The organism is Mycobacterium sp. NGS24, assembly GCF_059813065.1.
Map to the genome: position 1 here is coordinate 42,948 of NZ_JCALDW010000027.1, position 16,463 is coordinate 59,410.

Here is a 16,463-nt window from a genome sequence, read left to right on the forward strand (position 1 = left end):
GCCGTGGTCGGACGGGTCAGGAGCACAGCCCTACAAGCGTGCGCGACTGTACTCCTGTTGCGCCGAGCTGTCAGAAAGTGCAGGGCATGCGCCGGATGGCGTGAATGAAATTGCCGACGACGTAAGACGGTTCGCCGGCCTGAATTTCCGGCACCTGGCGCAGTAGTTCGCCGAACAGGGCACGCAGCTGTGCTCGCGCCACGTGCGCGCCGAGGCAGAAGTGCACGCCACCACCGCCGAAGCCCACGTGCGGATTGGGATTGCGGCCCAGGTCCAACCGTTCGGGATGGTCGAAGGCGTCGCGGTCCCAGTTTCCCGAGGCGTAGAACATGGCGACCTTCTCCCCGGCCCGGATGGTCTGACCACCGAGTTCGTAATCCTTTGCCGCAGTACGGCGAAAGGTCATCACCGGGGTGGCCCACCGGATGAACTCCTCGACCGCTGTGCCGATGCGGTTGTCGAAATCACTGGAAAGCCAGTCTTTTTGGTCGGGAAAGTCGGTGAGCGCCTTCAATGCGTGACTGGCGGTCTGGCGGGTGGTGTCGTTGCCGGCCACGGCGAGCAGGACGAAGAAGGCGGCCACCTCCGCGTCGGTCAGGCGATCACCGTCCACTTCGGCGGTCACCAGGCTGCTGAACAGATCGTCCCCTGGCTGTTCGCGGCGCTGCGCGGCCAGCGCTCCGGCCACCTGGTGCAGGTACAGCTGATTCTGGAACAGCAACTCGAGCGGGTTGCGACCGTCGAGGAATTCGGGATCAGCCCAGGAGACCACGGCGTCGGCCGCGCTTGCCACCTGGTGGCGCTCGGATTCCGGGATGCCCATCATGTCCGACAGGGTGCGGATTGGCAGTTCTTTGGCGCAGATGTCGACGAAATCGGCGCCGCTGCCGGCGGCCCGCAGTTCCTCGACGATGACCTTGGCGTTGTGCTTGATGGAATCTTCGATACGCCGGACCTGTCGGGGGGTGAACGCCGCGCTGGCCAGCTTGCGAAGTTTGGTGTGCCGCGGCGGGTCCATCGCCAGGAAGGACTGCGACGCCTCCAGCAACTCTTCGGGGATGTCGGCGAACATGACGCCCTTGCCGGACAGGAACACCTCATTGGTGCGACTGACCTCGACGATGTCCGCACGGCGGGTCACCGCCCAGTAGCCGGGATCGGCCGGATTGTCGATCAGGTCGCCTTCTACCGGCGGCTGCCAGCTGACCGGCCGCTCGGCTCGCAATGTAGCGAAAGATCGTTCCCGGTCGGCGGCCGTCGTCGACCAAAAAGCCTTGGAGGACAGGTCGATCGCATCATAAGGGCGGGTGGCGGGCTGCACAGATGTGCTCATGGATGCGTCCTTCCGTTGATTCGACGATATGCTTAGACACTTCGTCTAGTCAAGACGTCCATGGGTCGGTTATGCTCGTCGAATGCCGGCCGTGACACGCAAATCCCAGGGCAATCGCCAGCAGGAGCGTGAGCAGCGGCAAGAGCAGATGGAACGCCGGCTGTTGGAGGCCACCGAACGGCTGATGCGCGACGGCACCAGCTTCACCGAACTCAGCGTCGATCGCCTGGCCACCGAGGCCGGCATCTCGCGGGCCAGCTTCTACATCTACTTCGAAGACAAGGGCCACCTGTTGCGCCGCCTCGCCAATCAGGTACTCGACGACCTGACTACCAGTGGAGAGCGCTGGTGGGACGTGGCCTGGCGGCATAATCCCGATGACGCCCGGGTGGCAATGGCCAGCATCATCGCCAATTTCCGTCGTCACCAACCAGTTCTGGTGGCGCTCAACGAAGTCTCCGGTTACGACCCCACGACCGCGCAGGCCTACCGCGACCTGCTGAACAACGTCAGCGGGCGCTTGACGCGGGTCATCGAAGAAGGCCAGGCCGACGGGTCGATCCGTCCGCAGCTGCATGCGGTGACCACCGCCAGCGCATTGACCTGGATGGTCGAGCGGGCCTGCCACCAGAACCTGCCGGTCCAGCCGTCGGAGTACGACACCCAGCTGGCCGCGACCCTGACTGAAATAGTCTGGGGCTCACTGTATCTGCAGCCTGCGCAGTGACCTACTGAAGTTGTTGCACGACTACCAGATCGTCGGCGTGTACCGCCGGACGGCGTAAATCACCGGGTAGGTCCGAGGTGGAACGGCCGATCATGCCGGCCAGTTCACCCGCGTCGTACGCGACCACACCCCGGGCCACCACCACCCCTTCCGATCCGCACAATTCGACGACGTCGCCGCCGAAGAACTTGCCCGAAACCCCGGTGATGCCGGCAGGCAGCAACGAACGCCGTTGCGTCACAACGGCGCGCACCGCGCCGTCGTCCAGGACCAGTGACCCGGTGGACTCGGCGGCATACCGCACCCAGAATCGCCGCGCCTACATCCGTGCGGCGCGCGGCGCAAACACCGTGCCCACCGACGCGTCGGTGAGCGCCTGAGCGACTTCGGCTGCCGGAGCAAGCAACACCGGCAACCCGGCGTCGGCGGCCAGCAGCGCCGACGACATCTTCGATGCCATGCCGCCGGTGCCCAGATGACTGCTCTGCCCGGCGACCACTCCGGTCAGATCCTGCGGACCCCGCACCTCCGGAATGAACCTGGCAGTGGCGGACTTTCGCGGATCCGCATCGTAGAGCCCGTCGATGTCGGACAGCAGCACCAACGCGTCGGCACCCACCAGATGCGCCACCAGCGCCGAGAGCCGGTCGTTGTCGCCGAACCGGATCTCGTTGGTGGCCACCGTGTCGTTCTCGTTGACGATCGCGACCGCGTGCAGTGCCCGCAACCGGTCCAGGGTGCGCTGAGCGTTGTTGTGCTGCACCCGCATCGAGATATCGTGCGCGGTCAACAGCACCTGCCCCACGGTGCGGCCGTAGCGGGCAAAAGCGGCGCTCCAGGAATTCACCAGGGCCACCTGCCCGACGCTGGCCGCGGCCTGTTTGGTCGCCAAATCCTTGGGCCGACGCGATAATCCGAGCGGCTCGATGCCTGCGGCGATGGCACCCGAGGACACGATGACGACGTCGGTGCCCGCCTTCATGCGGGTCTCGATGGCGTCGGCGAGGACCGCCAACCGGCCGGCGTCGAACATGCCGGTCTCGGTGGTCAGTGCGGTGGTGCCGACCTTGACGACGACACTGCGCGCCGTTCGGATGGCCTCGCGGTGCTCGCTGATCACGACTCGTGCTCGCGGCGTTGGCGCCGAGCGGCCTTTCGCTCCGCGGCGCCGACGCGATCATTGCGCTCCAGCCGGACATCGGTGCCCCGACCGGTCAGCGGAACCTGCACTCCCGCGGGAGTCTGCGGTTCCCAGTCGAACGTCATCTCACCGATCGTCACCGCGCAGCCGGGCCGCGCGCCCAGTCGCAGCAGTTCATCCTCGACGCCGAGGCGGGCCAGGCGGTCGGCGAGATAGCCGACGGCCTCGTCGTTGTCGAAGTTCGTCTGACCGATCCAGCGCTCGGGACGCGCACCGGTCACCACAAAGCCACCCGCGCCGTCGGGTTCGACGGTGAAACCGCTCGCATCGACAGGAACCGGACGGATCACCGGCCGGCGCGGCACCGGCGCCGGCCGCGCCGCATTGTATTCCGAGACCATCTTCCACAGCCCGAAGATCAACGGCTGCAAGCCTTCCCGCGTCGCCGTGGAGACCAGGAACACCGGCCAGCCGCGTTCGGCGATCTCGTCGAGGACGAACTCGGCCCACTCACGCGCCTCGGGAACGTCGATCTTGTTCAGCACCACCGCACGCGGACGCTCGGCCAGGTCACCGAGCACCGCATCGCCCTGCAGAGTGGGCGTGTACGCGGCGAGTTCGGCTTCCAGCGCATCGATGTCGGAGATCGGGTCGCGACCGGGATCTGCCGTCGCACAGTCCACTACGTGCACCAGCACCGCGCAGCGCTCGATGTGCCGCAAGAAGTCCAGACCCAGGCCGCGGCCCTCCGAAGCGCCCGGAATCAAACCCGGCACGTCGGCGACGGTGAACGCATGCTCGCCGGCCGACACCACGCCCAGGTTGGGCACCAGCGTGGTGAACGGGTAGTCGGCGATCTTGGGTTTGGCCGCTGAGATCACCGATACCAGCGAAGACTTTCCGGCCGAGGGAAACCCGACCAACCCGACGTCGGCGACGGTCTTGAGCTCGAGGGTGAGATCCCGGGCCTGCCCGGGCTCACCGAGCAGTGCGAAGCCGGGCGCCTTGCGGGCACGCGAGGCCAGCGCGGCATTGCCCAGACCACCGCGGCCGCCGGCGGCGGCTTCGAACCGGGTGCCGATGCCCACCAGGTCGGCCAGCAGTCGGCCGTTCTCGTCCAACACCACGGTCCCGTCGGGAACCTTGACCTCCAGATCGGCACCCGCGGCGCCGTCGCGATTGTTGCCCGCCCCCTGCTTGCCGGACGGCGCGGTGACATGCGGTCGGAAATGGAAGTCCAGCAGGGTGTGCACCTGCGGGTCGACGACGAACACGATGCTGCCGCCGCGGCCGCCGTTGCCGCCGTCGGGCCCGCCCAGGGGCTTGAACTTCTCGCGGTGGACGGACGCGCAGCCGTTGCCGCCGGAACCCGCGCGTGCGTGAATGACCACCCGATCGACGAATCGAGCCATCGGGCTTCCCCTCAATAAGCCGGCGGGCGCGCCCGCGGCACTCGGGCCCGGACTAGTCCGAGCTGGGCCCGACGATGCTGACGGTCTTGCGGCCGCCCTTGACGCCGAACTGGACCGCCCCGGCCGCCTTTGCGAACAGGGTGTCGTCACCGCCGCGCCCGACGTTGACGCCGGGGTGGAACTTGGTGCCGCGCTGGCGGATCAGAATTTCGCCGGCCTTGACGACCTGACCGCCGAACCGCTTGACGCCCAACCGCTGAGCTGCGGAATCCCGGCCGTTGCGTGAGCTGGAAGCGCCCTTCTTGTGTGCCATGTCTGCCGCCCTTTTACTTGATTCCGGTGACCTTGAGGACCGTCAGCTGCTGACGGTGTCCCTGACGCTTGTGGTAGCCGGTCTTGTTCTTGAACTTGTGGATCCGGATCTTGGGGCCCTTGGTGTGCTCGAGCACCTCGCCGGTGACGGCGACCTTCGCGAGCGCATCGGCGTCGGTGGTGACGTCGGCGCCGTCCACGACCAGGGCGACCGGCAGCGACACGTTCGAGCCCGGCTCGGATTCGATCTTCTCGACCTTGACGACGTCGCCGACGGCAACCTTGTACTGCTTACCGCCGGTCTTGACGACTGCGTAGGTAGCCATCGGTCTCACTCCTGCCTGTTCTGCTGCCTGCGTTGGCTCGCGCGCGTGCCAGCGACTCTGCGCGGTGGGTGGTCTGGTGCGGGCTTGCGTGTCCCGCTGTCGTCGGCCAGCGTCCGCACGGCCTGACGACAACTGTCCTAGGGTACGTGACCAGCGGCTACAGGGTCAAACCGACCCCGGCCGTCAGTCCCCGTGGATGGGTGGCCCGGCCGGCCGGCCGGCCGCACGCCGCCGGCGCGGTGCGACCGACACCGGCGCGGACACCTGCTCGACGCCGGTGGCGACGCTGACCACGTCGTCCTCGTCGTCGTCGCTGTCCTCGTCTTCACCGTCCTCGTCGTCGTCGCTGTCCTCGTCGTCGTTGTCCTCGAGGTCTTCGTCGTCGAGTTCGTCGACATCTTCGTCGTCGAGGCCCTCGTCATCGTCATCGAGGTCCTCGTCGTCGTCAGCATCTTCCTCGTCGTCCGTGTCGTCATCGTCCGTGTCGTCATCGTCCGTGTCGTCGTCGTCCTCGTCGGTGTCTTCGATGTCCTCGAAGTCTTCGACGGCGGCATCAGCATCCGCAACCGCGCCCTCGGTGGTCTGCTCGGCCTCGACAGATGCGTCCTCGCCCGCGTCGTCGGCGTCATCGTCGTCGTCACGCGACGATGCGGCCATCGCCTTGAACATCGGGTGTTCTCCGGGCGCGTGCGTGGGGACCTTCGCCACCACTGCCTTCTCCACGGATTCTTCGGACCGGTTCTTCTTCGACCGCCGGTTGCGACGGCCGCTGGTCTCGGACTTGCGCCCGGTCGCCGGGGCCGAGTCGACCGGATCGGCGTGCAGCAGAATCCCACGGCCGGCGCAGTTGGGACACGATGACGAGAACGCCTCGATCAACCCGGTGCCCAACCGCTTGCGGGTGAGCTGGACCAGGCCCAGCGAGGTCACCTCCGACACCTGGTGGCGGGTGCGGTCGCGGGCCAGCGCCTCGGTCATCCGGCGCAGCACCAGGTCGCGGTTGGATTCGAGCACCATGTCGATGAAGTCGATGACCACGATGCCGCCGATGTCGCGCAGCCGCAGCTGTCGCACGATCTCCTCGGCCGCCTCCAGGTTGTTCTTGGTGACGGTCTGCTCCAGGTTTCCCCCGGAACCGGTGAACTTGCCGGTGTTGACGTCGATCACCGTCATCGCCTCGGTCCGGTCGATCACCAGCGTGCCGCCGGAAGGCAACCACACCTTGCGGTCCATGGCCTTGGCGAGTTGCTCGTCGATGCGGTGCACCGCGAACACATCCGGCCCGTTGCCGTCCGCCGGCTCGTACTTGTTGAGCTTCGAAACCAGCTCGGGAGCAACAGAATTCACGTACTCGTTGATGGTTGTCCAGGCCTCGTCGCCGGACACGATCAGGCTGGAGAAGTCTTCGTTGAACAGGTCCCGGATGACCTTGACCAGCACGTCGGGCTCTTCGTACAGAGCGACCGCGGCGCCGGCCGCCTTCTGCTTGGTCTCGGCGGCCTTGGCGTCGATCTCGTTCCAGCGCTCCTGCAACCGGGTGACGTCGCCGCGGATGTCCTCTTCTTTGACTCCCTCGGATGCGGTGCGGATGATGACCCCGGCGTCCGACGGCACCACCTCGCGCAGGATCTCCTTGAGCCGTTGACGTTCGGTGTCGGGCAGTTTGCGGCTGATACCGGTCGACGAAGCTCCCGGCACATAGACCAGGAAACGTCCGGCCAGCGACACCTGCGTGGTCAGCCGCGCGCCTTTGTGCCCCACCGGGTCCTTGCTGACCTGCACCACCACGTAGTCGCCGGGCTTGAGGGCCTGTTCGATGCGGCGGTCGGACCCGCCCAGACCGGCGGCCTCCCAATTGACCTCGCCCGCGTAGAGCACGCCGTTGCGGCCACGGCCGATGTCGACGAACGCCGCCTCCATCGACGGCAACACGTTCTGCACGATGCCCAGATAGATGTTGCCGACCAGCGATGCCGAAGCCGCAGAGGTCACGAAGTGTTCCACCACGATGCCGTCTTCGAGCACCGCGATCTGCGTGTAGCGGTCGCCGGGGTGCGGCGGCTCGGTACGGACGCGGTCACGCACCACCATCACCCGATCCACGGCCTCACGGCGGGCGAGGAATTCGGCTTCGGTCAGGACCGGCGGGCGCCGCCGGCCGGCGTCGCGCCCGTCCCGGCGGCGCTGACGCTTGGCTTCCAGACGGGTGGAACCGTCGATTCCCTTGATCTCGTTGGAACCGGAACCGCTGCCGTTGTCGCCGCCCTGCTTGCCGCCACCGCTGCGCGGTGCCCGCTCGTGCACGACGGTGTTGGGCGGATCGTCCGGCGAAGGACTGTCGTCGCCTTCCTCGGCGGCTCCGGACTTGCGTCGTCTCCGGCGCCGCCGGCGGCGGCTACCGCCGTCGGCCGAACCGTTCTCGTCGTCGCCGTTGTCGGAGTCATCGGACTCGTCGGCGTCGTCGGAGTCCTCGTCCTGGTCGGCACCGTCCGCCTCGCCAGCACGCTGGTCGCCGCTGGGGCCTGCGGAGTCCCCGTTCGGGCTGTCCTGGGGACCGTCGCCGCCCTGCTCGCCACGACCGCGACCACGGCCACGACGTCCCCGGCGACGCCGCTTGTTGGCCGGACGATCTCCCGCTCCCTCGTCGTCAGCATCGCCGGCGCCGTCACTGTCGTCGGAATCGTCGGCGGAGTCGTCGGTGGACTCGTCGTCATCCACTGCCTCGTCGACTCTGGCCTCGACCCGCACCGGCTGGGGGGCGACGAACAGCGGCATGTACGGCGGTCGCTCGACGACGGCTTCCGCGGTTTCCAGCATCAGCCGCGATTCCGGCTCGGCACCGGCATCGGGTGCCGCAGCGGTCGCGGGGGCGTCGGGGACGGTGTCGGGCTGGGCCGCCAGGAGATCCCGAACCCGTACCGCGTCGACCTGGTCCACGCTGGAATGCGCGCTGCGGATTCGTCCGTCCAGCGCGGCCAGGGCATCGAGGACCCGCCTGCTGGTGGTCCCCAGGGTGCGCGCGAGCGAATGGACTCTCAGGCGGTCCGGCAGTTCCTGTGTCGGCTCATTTGTCTGGTCTGAAGATGGGGCACCGTCTACCACGTTTCTCCTCAGGCCCCCGGGCGCGTCCTATCGACGCGGCCACGCGAGGGCTTCGCTATGGGTCCGGGTCACTTCTCCCGGACTTGTGATGGTCTCGCGCCGAGCGACCCAGATCGGACCCACTCGGCACCGTACTGAATGACGGCTTGACATGCTGCGCCGCATAGCGGACTGGCGATGGTCGCGCTTGCCCAAGTCTTCATTCGGGTGTCCGCCGCCAGTTCGACGCCGTTCACCCAAGAGTCAGTATCCCACACCCGGGAATGAAGTCCGTCACCCCGGAGACCGATGGCCGGCAAACCGGCCTGAGAAGCGGTTAGGAGCTGGGGAACCAGAGGCCGATCTCGCGTTGCGCCGATTCGGCCGAATCGGACCCGTGCACCAGGTTGAACTGCGTTTCCAGCCCGAAATCACCGCGAATGGTGCCGGGTGTGGCCTTGTCCACCGGGTCGGTGCCACCAGCGAGTTGCCGGAACGCCGTGATGGCGCGGGGCCCCTCGACGACCGCGGCCACCACCGGTCCCGACGTGATGAACTCCAGCAGCGACCCGAAGAACGGTTTGTCCTCGTGCTCGGCGTAGTGGCTGCGGGCCAGCTCGTCGTCGACGTTCCTGAGCTCCAGCGCCGCGATGGTGAGGCCTTTGCGCTCGATGCGGCTGAGTATTTCGCCGATCAACTGCCGTTGCACACCGTCGGGCTTGATCAGTACCAGGGTCCGTTCGCTCACGGTGCCCAAGAGTAGAGGCCCGCCGGTCCTGGCACTAATCCGGCGGCGGTTCGAGGGCCTGAGCCGCCTGCCGGCGTTGCACCTCGGCCCGCAGATAGGCGATCAACGCCCACACCCCGGTGAACAGCAGCCCGATGAAGCCGACGGCCGGATCCAGCAGGAAGCCGGCCACCAGCGCCAGCTGGAACCCCAGATTGACCCAGATCGCCCAGGGCTTGCGCTGCAGTCCGGACAGCACCACCAGCAGCACGGCCACCCCGATCAAATAGCTCAGTGACGCCGCGTGCAAGCCGCCACCGACCGCGCCCACCACCGGTATCGCCAGCAGCACCACGATCGCTTCCAGGATCAGGGTCCCGGCCATCACCCCGGCGAAGCTCTTCCACGGGTCGGGCCGCGGCGGCCCCTGTTCAGTCACTGCGGATCACGCCCGAACAGGGTTCGTGCCGCCCCGGCGGTGACCACCGACCCGGTGATGATGATCCCGGCTCCTGACGCGATCCCGTCCTCGGCACCGGCATCGTCGACCAGGGCGGTCGCGGCGTCGATGGCGTCGCGCATGTTCTCGGCCGTGACCACCCGGTCCGGACCGAACCGCTGCTGCGCCGCCAGCTCGAGCGCCTCGACGTCCAGCGCGCGTGGTGAGCCGTTATTCGTGACGACGACGGAATCGAGCACCGGTTCCAGGGCCGCCAGAATGCCGTCGGCGTCTTTGTCGGTCAGCACGCTGAGCACGCCGACCAGCGTGCGGAAGTCGAATTCGTCGGTCAGCGTCCGGGCCAGCGCGGCAGCCCCGGCGGGATTGTGCGCGGCGTCGATGAAAACCGTTGGGGCGCTGCGCATCCGTTCCAGCCGTCCCGGGCTGGCGACGGCGGCGAAGCCGGCCCGCACGGCGTCGATGTCGAGTTGGCGCTGGGCGCCGGCGCCGAAGAAGGCCTCGACCGCGGCCAGCGCCAGCGCCGCGTTGTGCGCTTGATGTTCGCCGTGCAGCGGCAGGTAGATATCGGAGTACACCCCGCCCAGGCCCTGCAGTTCCAGCACCTGGCCGCCGATGGCGACCTGACGTTGCAGCACCGCGAACTCCGAATCCTGTCGGGCCACTGCGGCATCGGCGCGCACCGACTGCGCCAGCAGCACCTCCATGGCTTCGGGCGTCTGCCGGCCGATGACCGCGACGGTGTCGGGCGCGCCGTCGGGCGCGCGGGTGATGATGCCCGCCTTCTCCCCCGCGATCCCGGCGATGTCGTCGCCGAGATAGTCGACGTGGTCGACGCTGATCGGGGTGATGACCGCCACCGGCGCGTTGATCACGTTGGTGGCGTCCCACCGGCCGCCCATGCCCACCTCGACGACGGCGACGTCGACGGGCGCGTCCGCGAACGCGGCGAACGCCATTGCGGTGAGCACCTCGAACTTGCTCATCGCCGGGCCCCCGGTTGCCTGCGACTGTTCGTCGACCATCTGCACGAACGGCTCGAGCTCCCGGTAGGTTTCGACGTAACGCGCCGGGGTGATCGGCGTGCCGTCGATCGAGATGCGCTCGACCGCGGACTGCAGATGCGGGCTGGTGGTGCGCCCGGTGCGCATCTGCAACGAGGTGAGCAGCGCATCGATCATGCGGGCGACTGAGGTCTTGCCGTTGGTGCCGGCGATGTGGATGGCGGGATAGCTCAGTTGCGGCGAACCGAGCAGATCCATCAGCGCGCTGATCCGGGTCAGGCTGGGTTCGATGCGGGTCTCCGGCCAGCGCTGGTCCAGCAGGTGTTCCACCTGTAACAACGACGCGATCTCGTCCGGGGTCGGCGCCGCGTCGGTGGCCTGATCGGACCAGTCGGATGCCTCGGAACTCACCGCAGCGCCGCCAATCGCGCGGTGATGCGGTCGGATTCCTCCTGCGCCAACTGCTGTCGGTCGCGAATCTTACCGACGACGGCTTCGGGCGCCTTGGCCCGGAAGTCTGCGTTGGCGAGCTTGGCGGCGGTGGACGCCAGTTCCTTTTGCGCCGCCGCCAAGTCCTTTTCGAGCCGACGCCGTTCGGCGGCGACGTCGATGGTGCCCGACGTATCCAGCTCGACGACCACCGTCCCCGCGCTCAGCCGCACCTCCAGCGACACCGAGGCCGCGAAGTCCGCACCCGGTGAGGTGAGCCAGGCCAGTGACGTCACGGCGGGCACCTGCTCGTTCAGATCGACGTCCTGGACACCGACCAACCGGGCCGGCACCTTCTGCCGATCGGCCAGACCCTGGTCGCTACGGAACCGGCGCACCTCGGTCACCAGTTTCTGCATGTCGGTGATCCGTTGTGCGGCAACGTTGTCCAGCTCGATGTCGGACGAACTCGGCCATTCGGCGATGACCAGCGACTCCTGACCGGTGAGCGCCTGCCACAGCGCCTCGGTGAGGAACGGAATCACCGGATGCAGTAGCCGCAGCAGGGCGTCCAGCCCAGCGGCCAACACCGCCGCAGTGTGCGGATTACCTTGCGCGAGTTGCGTTTTGGCCAGTTCGACGTACCAGTCGCAGAATTCGTCCCAGGCGAAATGGTACAACGACTCGCAGGCGCGGCTGAACTCGTAGCTGTCGAAGGCCGAATCCACCTCGGCCCGAACCTGTTCCAGCCTGCCCAGAATCCAGCGGTCGGCGTCGGTCAACTCGTCGAGGGCGGGGAAAGGTGCCCGGAAGGCTGCTGCCGCGCCGTTCATCAGCGCGTACCGGGTGGCGTTGAACAGCTTGGTGCCGAAGTTGCGCGACGCGCGGACGGCGTCCTCGCCGATCGCCAGGTCACCCCCGGGACTGGCCCCCCGCGCCAACGTGAACCGCAACGCATCCGCGCCGTATTTGTCGATCCAGTCCAGCGGGTCGATGACGTTGCCCTTGGACTTACTCATCTTGCGGCCGAATTCGTCGCGGATCAGACCGTGCAGGAACACGTCGGTGAACGGCACCTGGGGGCCGCGCTGACCGGCGAGGGTGATGGTGTCGTCGCCGCCGACGAACGTGCCGAACATCATCATCCGGGCCACCCAGAAGAACAGGATGTCGTAGCCGGTGACCAGAACGCTTGTCGGGTAGAACTTTTCCAGTGCGGCGGTCTGTTCCGGCCAACCCAGAGTGGAGAACGGCCACAGTGCCGAAGAGAACCACGTGTCCAGCACGTCGGGGTCCTGCTCCCACCCGTCGGGCGGTGTCTCGTCGGGACCGACGCACATCTGCTGGCCGTCGGGCCCGTACCAGATCGGGATGCGGTGACCCCACCACAGCTGGCGCGAGATGCACCAGTCGTGCATGTCGTCCACCCACGCGAACCACCGCGGTTCAAGACTGGCGGGGTGAATCACGGTGTGCCCGTCGCGAACCGCGTCGCCGGCCGCCTTGGCCAGCGACTCCACCCGGACCCACCACTGCAGCGACAACCGTGGCTCGATCGGCTCACCACTGCGCTCGGAGTGCCCGACACTGTGCAGATAGGGCCGTTTTTCGGCCACGACCCGGCCCTGCGCTGCCAGTGCCTCGCGCACCGCGACCCGGGCCTCGAAGCGGTCCATGCCGTCGAACTGCGTCCCGGTGCCGACGATGCGCCCCTTGGTATCCAGGATCGACGGCATCGGCAACTGATGCCGCAATCCGATCTCGAAGTCGTTCGGGTCGTGGGCGGGGGTGACTTTGACTGCGCCGGTACCGAATTCGGGATCCACATGCGCGTCGGCAACGACGATCATCTCGCGGTCGACGAACGGGTGCGGCAACTTGGTCCCGACCAACTGACGGTAGCGCTCGTCGTCGGGGTGTACCGCAATGGCGGTGTCACCCAGCATCGTCTCGACCCGGGTGGTGGCGACCACGATGTGGGGTTCGGCGTCGTCGAGGGAGCCGTAGCGGAACGACACCAACTCGCCCTCGACGTCCTGGTAGTTGACCTCGAGATCGGAGATGGCTGTCTCCAGCACCGGTGACCAGTTGACCAGTCGCTCGGCTTGATAAATCAGCCCGGCGTCGTAGAGCCGCTTGAAGATCGTCCGTACCGCCCGCGACAGACCTTCGTCCATGGTGAACCGGTCACGGCTCCAGTCCACGCCGTCGCCCAACCGGCGCATCTGGCCGCCGATCGCGCCGCCGGACTCCCGCTTCCAGTCCCACACCTTCTCGACGAACAGTTCACGGCCAAAGTCTTCCTTGGTCTTGCCGTCGACCGCGAGTTGTTTCTCCACCACGCTCTGGGTGGCGATGCCGGCGTGATCCATGCCCGGCTGCCACAGCACCTCGTAGCCCTGCATGCGCTTGCGACGGGTGAGCGCATCCATCATGGTGTGCTCCAACGCATGACCCATGTGCAGCGTGCCTGTCACGTTGGGCGGCGGCAGCACGATCGAGTACGGCGGCTTGTTGCTGTGCGGGTCCGCGGTGAAGTAGCCGGCATCCAGCCACTTCTGGTAGATGGCGCCCTCCATCGCGGCCGGATCCCACGACTTGGGCAGCTGGTCGTCGGCGGGGCGGGGGCTGGCGGTCACCGCACAATTCTAGGAACCGCCAGCCGCGCCGCCGGGTTGGGCCTCCGAGACCGGAGCCGATTACGGAATCGTGAGCACCTGACCGGGGTAGATCAAGTCGGGGTTGGGGATGCCGCTGGCGTCCGCAATCAGCTGGTACTTGCTGCCGTCGCCGTAGAAGCGCTCGGCAATGGCCCACAGCGTGTCGCCGGACTCGACGGTGTGGGTACGGGCAGCAGGCTCGGCCGGGGGCGGTTCGGCGGGTGCCTCTTCGTGGGATTCAGCGACGGCGTTCTGGGCCGGCTCGTCTGAACCCCACCAACCGCCCTTGGCGGACTCGGAACCGGACTTCTCTGCCTCGGCGACCGGCTCGGGGGGCGGGGGCGCGTCGGTCTCGGTTTTGGTCGACCACGCGGCTTTACCGTCACCGGCGTAGAGCACCAGGTTGCGGTCGTCCTGCAGGACCAGCCGGACCTGCTTCTTGCCCTTGGTGTCGCTGTGCCACACCGGCTTGTCCGACGTGTAGAGCACGAAGTTGCCATCGGTCTGCACCTCGGCGCGCACCACATTCTGACCGTTGGTCCCGGTGTCCCACAACGGCTTTCCCCGAGCGGCCAGCACCAGGTTGCCGTCGTCCTGCAGGGTCAGGGTGTAGGCGCCGTTGTTGGAGACCAGCGACTCCCCTCTGACCAGCTTCTGTCCTTCGGTGAGCGTGTCTGACATGACTTACCCTCTCCATCCCTGTCGTTTCCAAGTACGGTCGACACCTGCCGACCGTCCGTCCTGGTACCCCTGAACCCAGTCTTACCCATCTTGCTGCGCCCGAAACAGGTTTGCACTCAGCGCAATCCTGTTGTCGCACAAGCTATTTCTTGCCACCGAGGAGGCCGCCGAGGATGTCCCCGAGGCCACCGCCCTTATTGCCCAGCACACTGCCCAGGATGCCGCCGAGTGACTTGTCGTTGCCGCCGCCGAGGATGCTGCCCAGGATGTCGCCCAGCCCGCCACCGGACGTCCGTTGCTGCGACGCCGTGGTCGCGGCGGCGCCGTCCGATCCAAGTTGTTTGCCTATGTACGCCAACACAATTGGCAGCACGACCGGCAGTAGTTGCTTGAGCAGGTCCCTGTTGCCCGCGCCCCCGCCGGCTAGCGCCGCCGCCACCTGGTCGGTGTCCTTGCCGCCGAACAGGGTCGCCACGGCCTGGTGCCCGTCCTGCTCGTCGACCTGGTCGACACCGCCGCCGGCGTCAAGCAGGCCGCGGGCGGCGTGGCCACTGGCTGCCGATTCGATCTTGCTGGCGTGCTCGGGATCTTGGGAATTGTGCTGCAGACCGCTGAGCAATACCGGCACCAGCGTGTGTACCGCCTTTTCGACTTCGCCTTGGTCGGCATCGAGTTTGGTGGCGATGTCTGAGGTGGGAATCTGCGCATACAGGTCATCGAGTCCGGCCATCGCTGTCCACCTTCGTTGCTGGTATGAAAGACGCCCCGATTACGACACTAGACTCGCGCGATCTGGTTCGTCACCCCTGGACGCAGCCCAATTTCAACCCGCACGTCAAATTAACCGTTCGGTCTCCAGCGAGATACCCGCGCCCGGGAATCGGGCCAGCAGCGCATCACCCATGGCGGCCGCCGGGGTCAGCACGCCGTGCAGGTCAGGAAGCTTGTCGCGGTCCTGTGCCAGCGCGAGGCCGCATTCGCCCAGCATGACCGAGGTCGCCTTATACCCCGGGTCGCCCCGCTGTTCCATGCGCGCCACGTAGCGGGCGCCGGACGTCGTCGTGGTGTAGGTCTCGACTTTGTAGTAACCACGCTCGCGGGCCTGGGCACTGGGACCGGTGCCGGGTTTGGGCAGTACCCGTTCCATCAGGTTGGCGGGCAACAGACCGAGGAAGCGACTGCCCAAGCCGAACACCGCGTTGCTGGCACCGGTGATCAGAGCAGAGGCCACCGGGGAGATCGCGGAAGATCCGAGGTTCATGCTCTCGGCGTAGCGGAACTCGCGGCCGTACGCCCAGTCCAGCAGTGCGTTGCTCCGCCGCACGATCCGAGTGTTGTACGGGGCCATCACGAACCCCGCCGTCCACAAACCGTTGAGCTCCGGCGCGATCTGGCGACCACGCCGCAAGGGCAGATCGGGTTGCGGTCCGACATCGGGTTCTGCACCGCGGTCATCGCTGAGGGTGTAGGGATCCAGGAGCTGACGGCGCACCTCGGCATCTTTGGACGCAGCGCGCATCAGTTCGAGCATCGATGCGATGGTGCCGCCGGACAGTCCACCCCGGAAGGAACGCACCACGAGGTTGGTGTCGGTCAGATCTCCCGCGTCGTCCTGCTGAGCGGCGCGATGCAACGCAAATACGGTCAGATCGGATGGCACCGAGTCGAATCCGCACGCGTGCACGATCCGGGCACCGGTATCGGCGGCCTGCTTGTGGTAGACGTCGATGCTCTCCCGGACGAAGTTGGCCTCGCCGGTCAGGTCGGCGTAGTCGGTGCCGGCGGCGGCGCACGCGGCCACCAGCGGCAGCCCGTATCGGGTGTAGGGACCTACCGTGGTGATGACCACCCGCGTGCGGGCGGCCATTTCCTTCAGGCTCGACGGGTCGGTGGCATCCGCGGCTACTTCAGACCACTGCTCTGCCGACGCGCCGATGGACCGTCGTACCTCTGCCAGCCGCTCTTTCGACCTGCCGGCCAGGGCGATGCGCGCATCGCCACCGGCCCGGGCCAGGTATTCCGCAGTCAGCTTGCCGACGAAGCCGGTTGCGCCGTAAAGGATGATGTCGAATTCGCGTGGCGTATCAGTCACCCGCCCGACGCTACTCCCGGCGATGTGGGCAAGCTGGCGCGGTCTGCGTCACCGGCCCCGGTCACTGCTCGGCGGACTCGC

13 protein-coding genes and 1 pseudogene are annotated in these 16,463 nt (G+C 67.2%); 1 reads left to right on the forward strand and 13 read right to left on the reverse strand.

Annotated elements, in window-relative coordinates; genetic code table 11:
- Positions 1 to 70: 70 nt before the first annotated feature.
- Positions 71 to 1,333: a cytochrome P450 gene (locus tag AC5Y6Y_RS23965; RefSeq protein ID WP_463824847.1), complete on the reverse strand. Its 1,263-nt coding sequence runs from the start codon at positions 1,331 to 1,333 to the stop codon at positions 71 to 73.
- Between the two features lie 82 nt (positions 1,334 to 1,415).
- Between AC5Y6Y_RS23965 and AC5Y6Y_RS23970 the strand changes: the two genes are divergently transcribed.
- Complete coding sequence (locus AC5Y6Y_RS23970) at positions 1,416 to 2,060, forward strand: TetR/AcrR family transcriptional regulator (protein WP_463824848.1); 645 nt, start codon at positions 1,416 to 1,418, stop codon at positions 2,058 to 2,060.
- A gap of 1 nt (position 2,061) precedes the next feature.
- Here the strand turns inward: AC5Y6Y_RS23970 and proB are convergent.
- The 12 genes and pseudogenes from proB to AC5Y6Y_RS24030 form a co-directional block, all read right to left on the reverse strand.
- Positions 2,062 to 3,180: pseudogene (proB, locus tag AC5Y6Y_RS23975) on the reverse strand (glutamate 5-kinase).
- On the reverse strand, positions 3,177 to 4,613 hold the full coding sequence (obgE, locus tag AC5Y6Y_RS23980; protein ID WP_499930578.1) for a GTPase ObgE: 1,437 nt from the start codon (positions 4,611 to 4,613) through the stop codon (positions 3,177 to 3,179). The pseudogene proB and the gene obgE overlap by 4 nt, the downstream one beginning before the upstream one ends.
- A 52-nt stretch (positions 4,614 to 4,665) precedes the next feature.
- The gene (rpmA, locus tag AC5Y6Y_RS23985) at positions 4,666 to 4,926 is read right to left on the reverse strand and encodes a 50S ribosomal protein L27 (protein WP_463824851.1); all 261 of its coding nucleotides are present in this window, start codon (positions 4,924 to 4,926) and stop codon (positions 4,666 to 4,668) included.
- Between the two features lie 13 nt (positions 4,927 to 4,939).
- Positions 4,940 to 5,251: a 50S ribosomal protein L21 gene (rplU, locus tag AC5Y6Y_RS23990; protein ID WP_463824852.1), complete on the reverse strand. Its 312-nt coding sequence runs from the start codon at positions 5,249 to 5,251 to the stop codon at positions 4,940 to 4,942.
- Positions 5,252 to 5,434: 183 nt separating this feature from the next.
- Positions 5,435 to 8,353 carry a ribonuclease E gene (gene rne, locus AC5Y6Y_RS23995; RefSeq protein ID WP_499930580.1) on the reverse strand — a complete coding sequence of 973 codons (2,919 nt, stop codon included), beginning with the start codon at positions 8,351 to 8,353 and terminating at the stop codon, positions 5,435 to 5,437.
- 316 nt (positions 8,354 to 8,669) lie between these two features.
- Positions 8,670 to 9,080: a nucleoside-diphosphate kinase gene (ndk, locus tag AC5Y6Y_RS24000; protein WP_499930582.1), complete on the reverse strand. Its 411-nt coding sequence runs from the start codon at positions 9,078 to 9,080 to the stop codon at positions 8,670 to 8,672.
- A gap of 34 nt (positions 9,081 to 9,114) precedes the next feature.
- Entirely contained in the window at positions 9,115 to 9,444 is a 330-nt protein-coding gene (locus AC5Y6Y_RS24005; RefSeq protein WP_463824946.1) for a DUF4233 domain-containing protein, read from the reverse strand.
- 50 nt (positions 9,445 to 9,494) lie between these two features.
- The gene (gene folC, locus AC5Y6Y_RS24010; RefSeq protein ID WP_499930584.1) at positions 9,495 to 10,931 is read right to left on the reverse strand and encodes a bifunctional tetrahydrofolate synthase/dihydrofolate synthase; all 1,437 of its coding nucleotides are present in this window, start codon (positions 10,929 to 10,931) and stop codon (positions 9,495 to 9,497) included.
- Positions 10,928 to 13,588: a valine--tRNA ligase gene (locus AC5Y6Y_RS24015; protein WP_499930586.1), complete on the reverse strand. Its 2,661-nt coding sequence runs from the start codon at positions 13,586 to 13,588 to the stop codon at positions 10,928 to 10,930. Before AC5Y6Y_RS24015 ends, folC begins: the two co-directional genes overlap by 4 nt.
- A gap of 60 nt (positions 13,589 to 13,648) precedes the next feature.
- Complete coding sequence (locus AC5Y6Y_RS24020; protein WP_463824857.1) at positions 13,649 to 14,290, reverse strand: LysM peptidoglycan-binding domain-containing protein; 642 nt, start codon at positions 14,288 to 14,290, stop codon at positions 13,649 to 13,651.
- A 142-nt stretch (positions 14,291 to 14,432) separates the two neighbouring features.
- On the reverse strand, positions 14,433 to 15,020 hold the full coding sequence (locus tag AC5Y6Y_RS24025) for a DUF937 domain-containing protein (RefSeq protein ID WP_499930588.1): 588 nt from the start codon (positions 15,018 to 15,020) through the stop codon (positions 14,433 to 14,435).
- 105 nt (positions 15,021 to 15,125) lie between these two features.
- Positions 15,126 to 16,382, reverse strand: a complete 1,257-nt coding sequence (locus AC5Y6Y_RS24030) for a saccharopine dehydrogenase family protein (RefSeq protein ID WP_499928230.1) — start codon at positions 16,380 to 16,382, stop codon at positions 15,126 to 15,128.
- Positions 16,383 to 16,463 lie beyond the last annotated feature (81 nt).

What these genes read in the sequence shown, in the direction of transcription:
- AC5Y6Y_RS23965 (WP_463824847.1), bottom strand. Translation starts at nt 1,333, where the DNA reads ATGAGCACATCTGTGCAGCCCGCCACCCGCCCTTATGATGCGATCGAC.
- AC5Y6Y_RS23970 (WP_463824848.1), top strand. Translation starts at nt 1,416, where the DNA reads ATGCCGGCCGTGACACGCAAATCCCAGGGCAATCGCCAGCAGGAGCGT.
- obgE (WP_499930578.1), bottom strand. Translation starts at nt 4,613, where the DNA reads ATGGCTCGATTCGTCGATCGGGTGGTCATTCACGCACGCGCGGGTTCC.
- rpmA (WP_463824851.1), bottom strand. Translation starts at nt 4,926, where the DNA reads ATGGCACACAAGAAGGGCGCTTCCAGCTCACGCAACGGCCGGGATTCC.
- rplU (WP_463824852.1), bottom strand. Translation starts at nt 5,251, where the DNA reads ATGGCTACCTACGCAGTCGTCAAGACCGGCGGTAAGCAGTACAAGGTT.
- AC5Y6Y_RS24005 (WP_463824946.1), bottom strand. Translation starts at nt 9,444, where the DNA reads ATGGCCGGGACCCTGATCCTGGAAGCGATCGTGGTGCTGCTGGCGATA.
- AC5Y6Y_RS24020 (WP_463824857.1), bottom strand. Translation starts at nt 14,290, where the DNA reads ATGTCAGACACGCTCACCGAAGGACAGAAGCTGGTCAGAGGGGAGTCG.
- AC5Y6Y_RS24025 (WP_499930588.1), bottom strand. Translation starts at nt 15,020, where the DNA reads ATGGCCGGACTCGATGACCTGTATGCGCAGATTCCCACCTCAGACATC.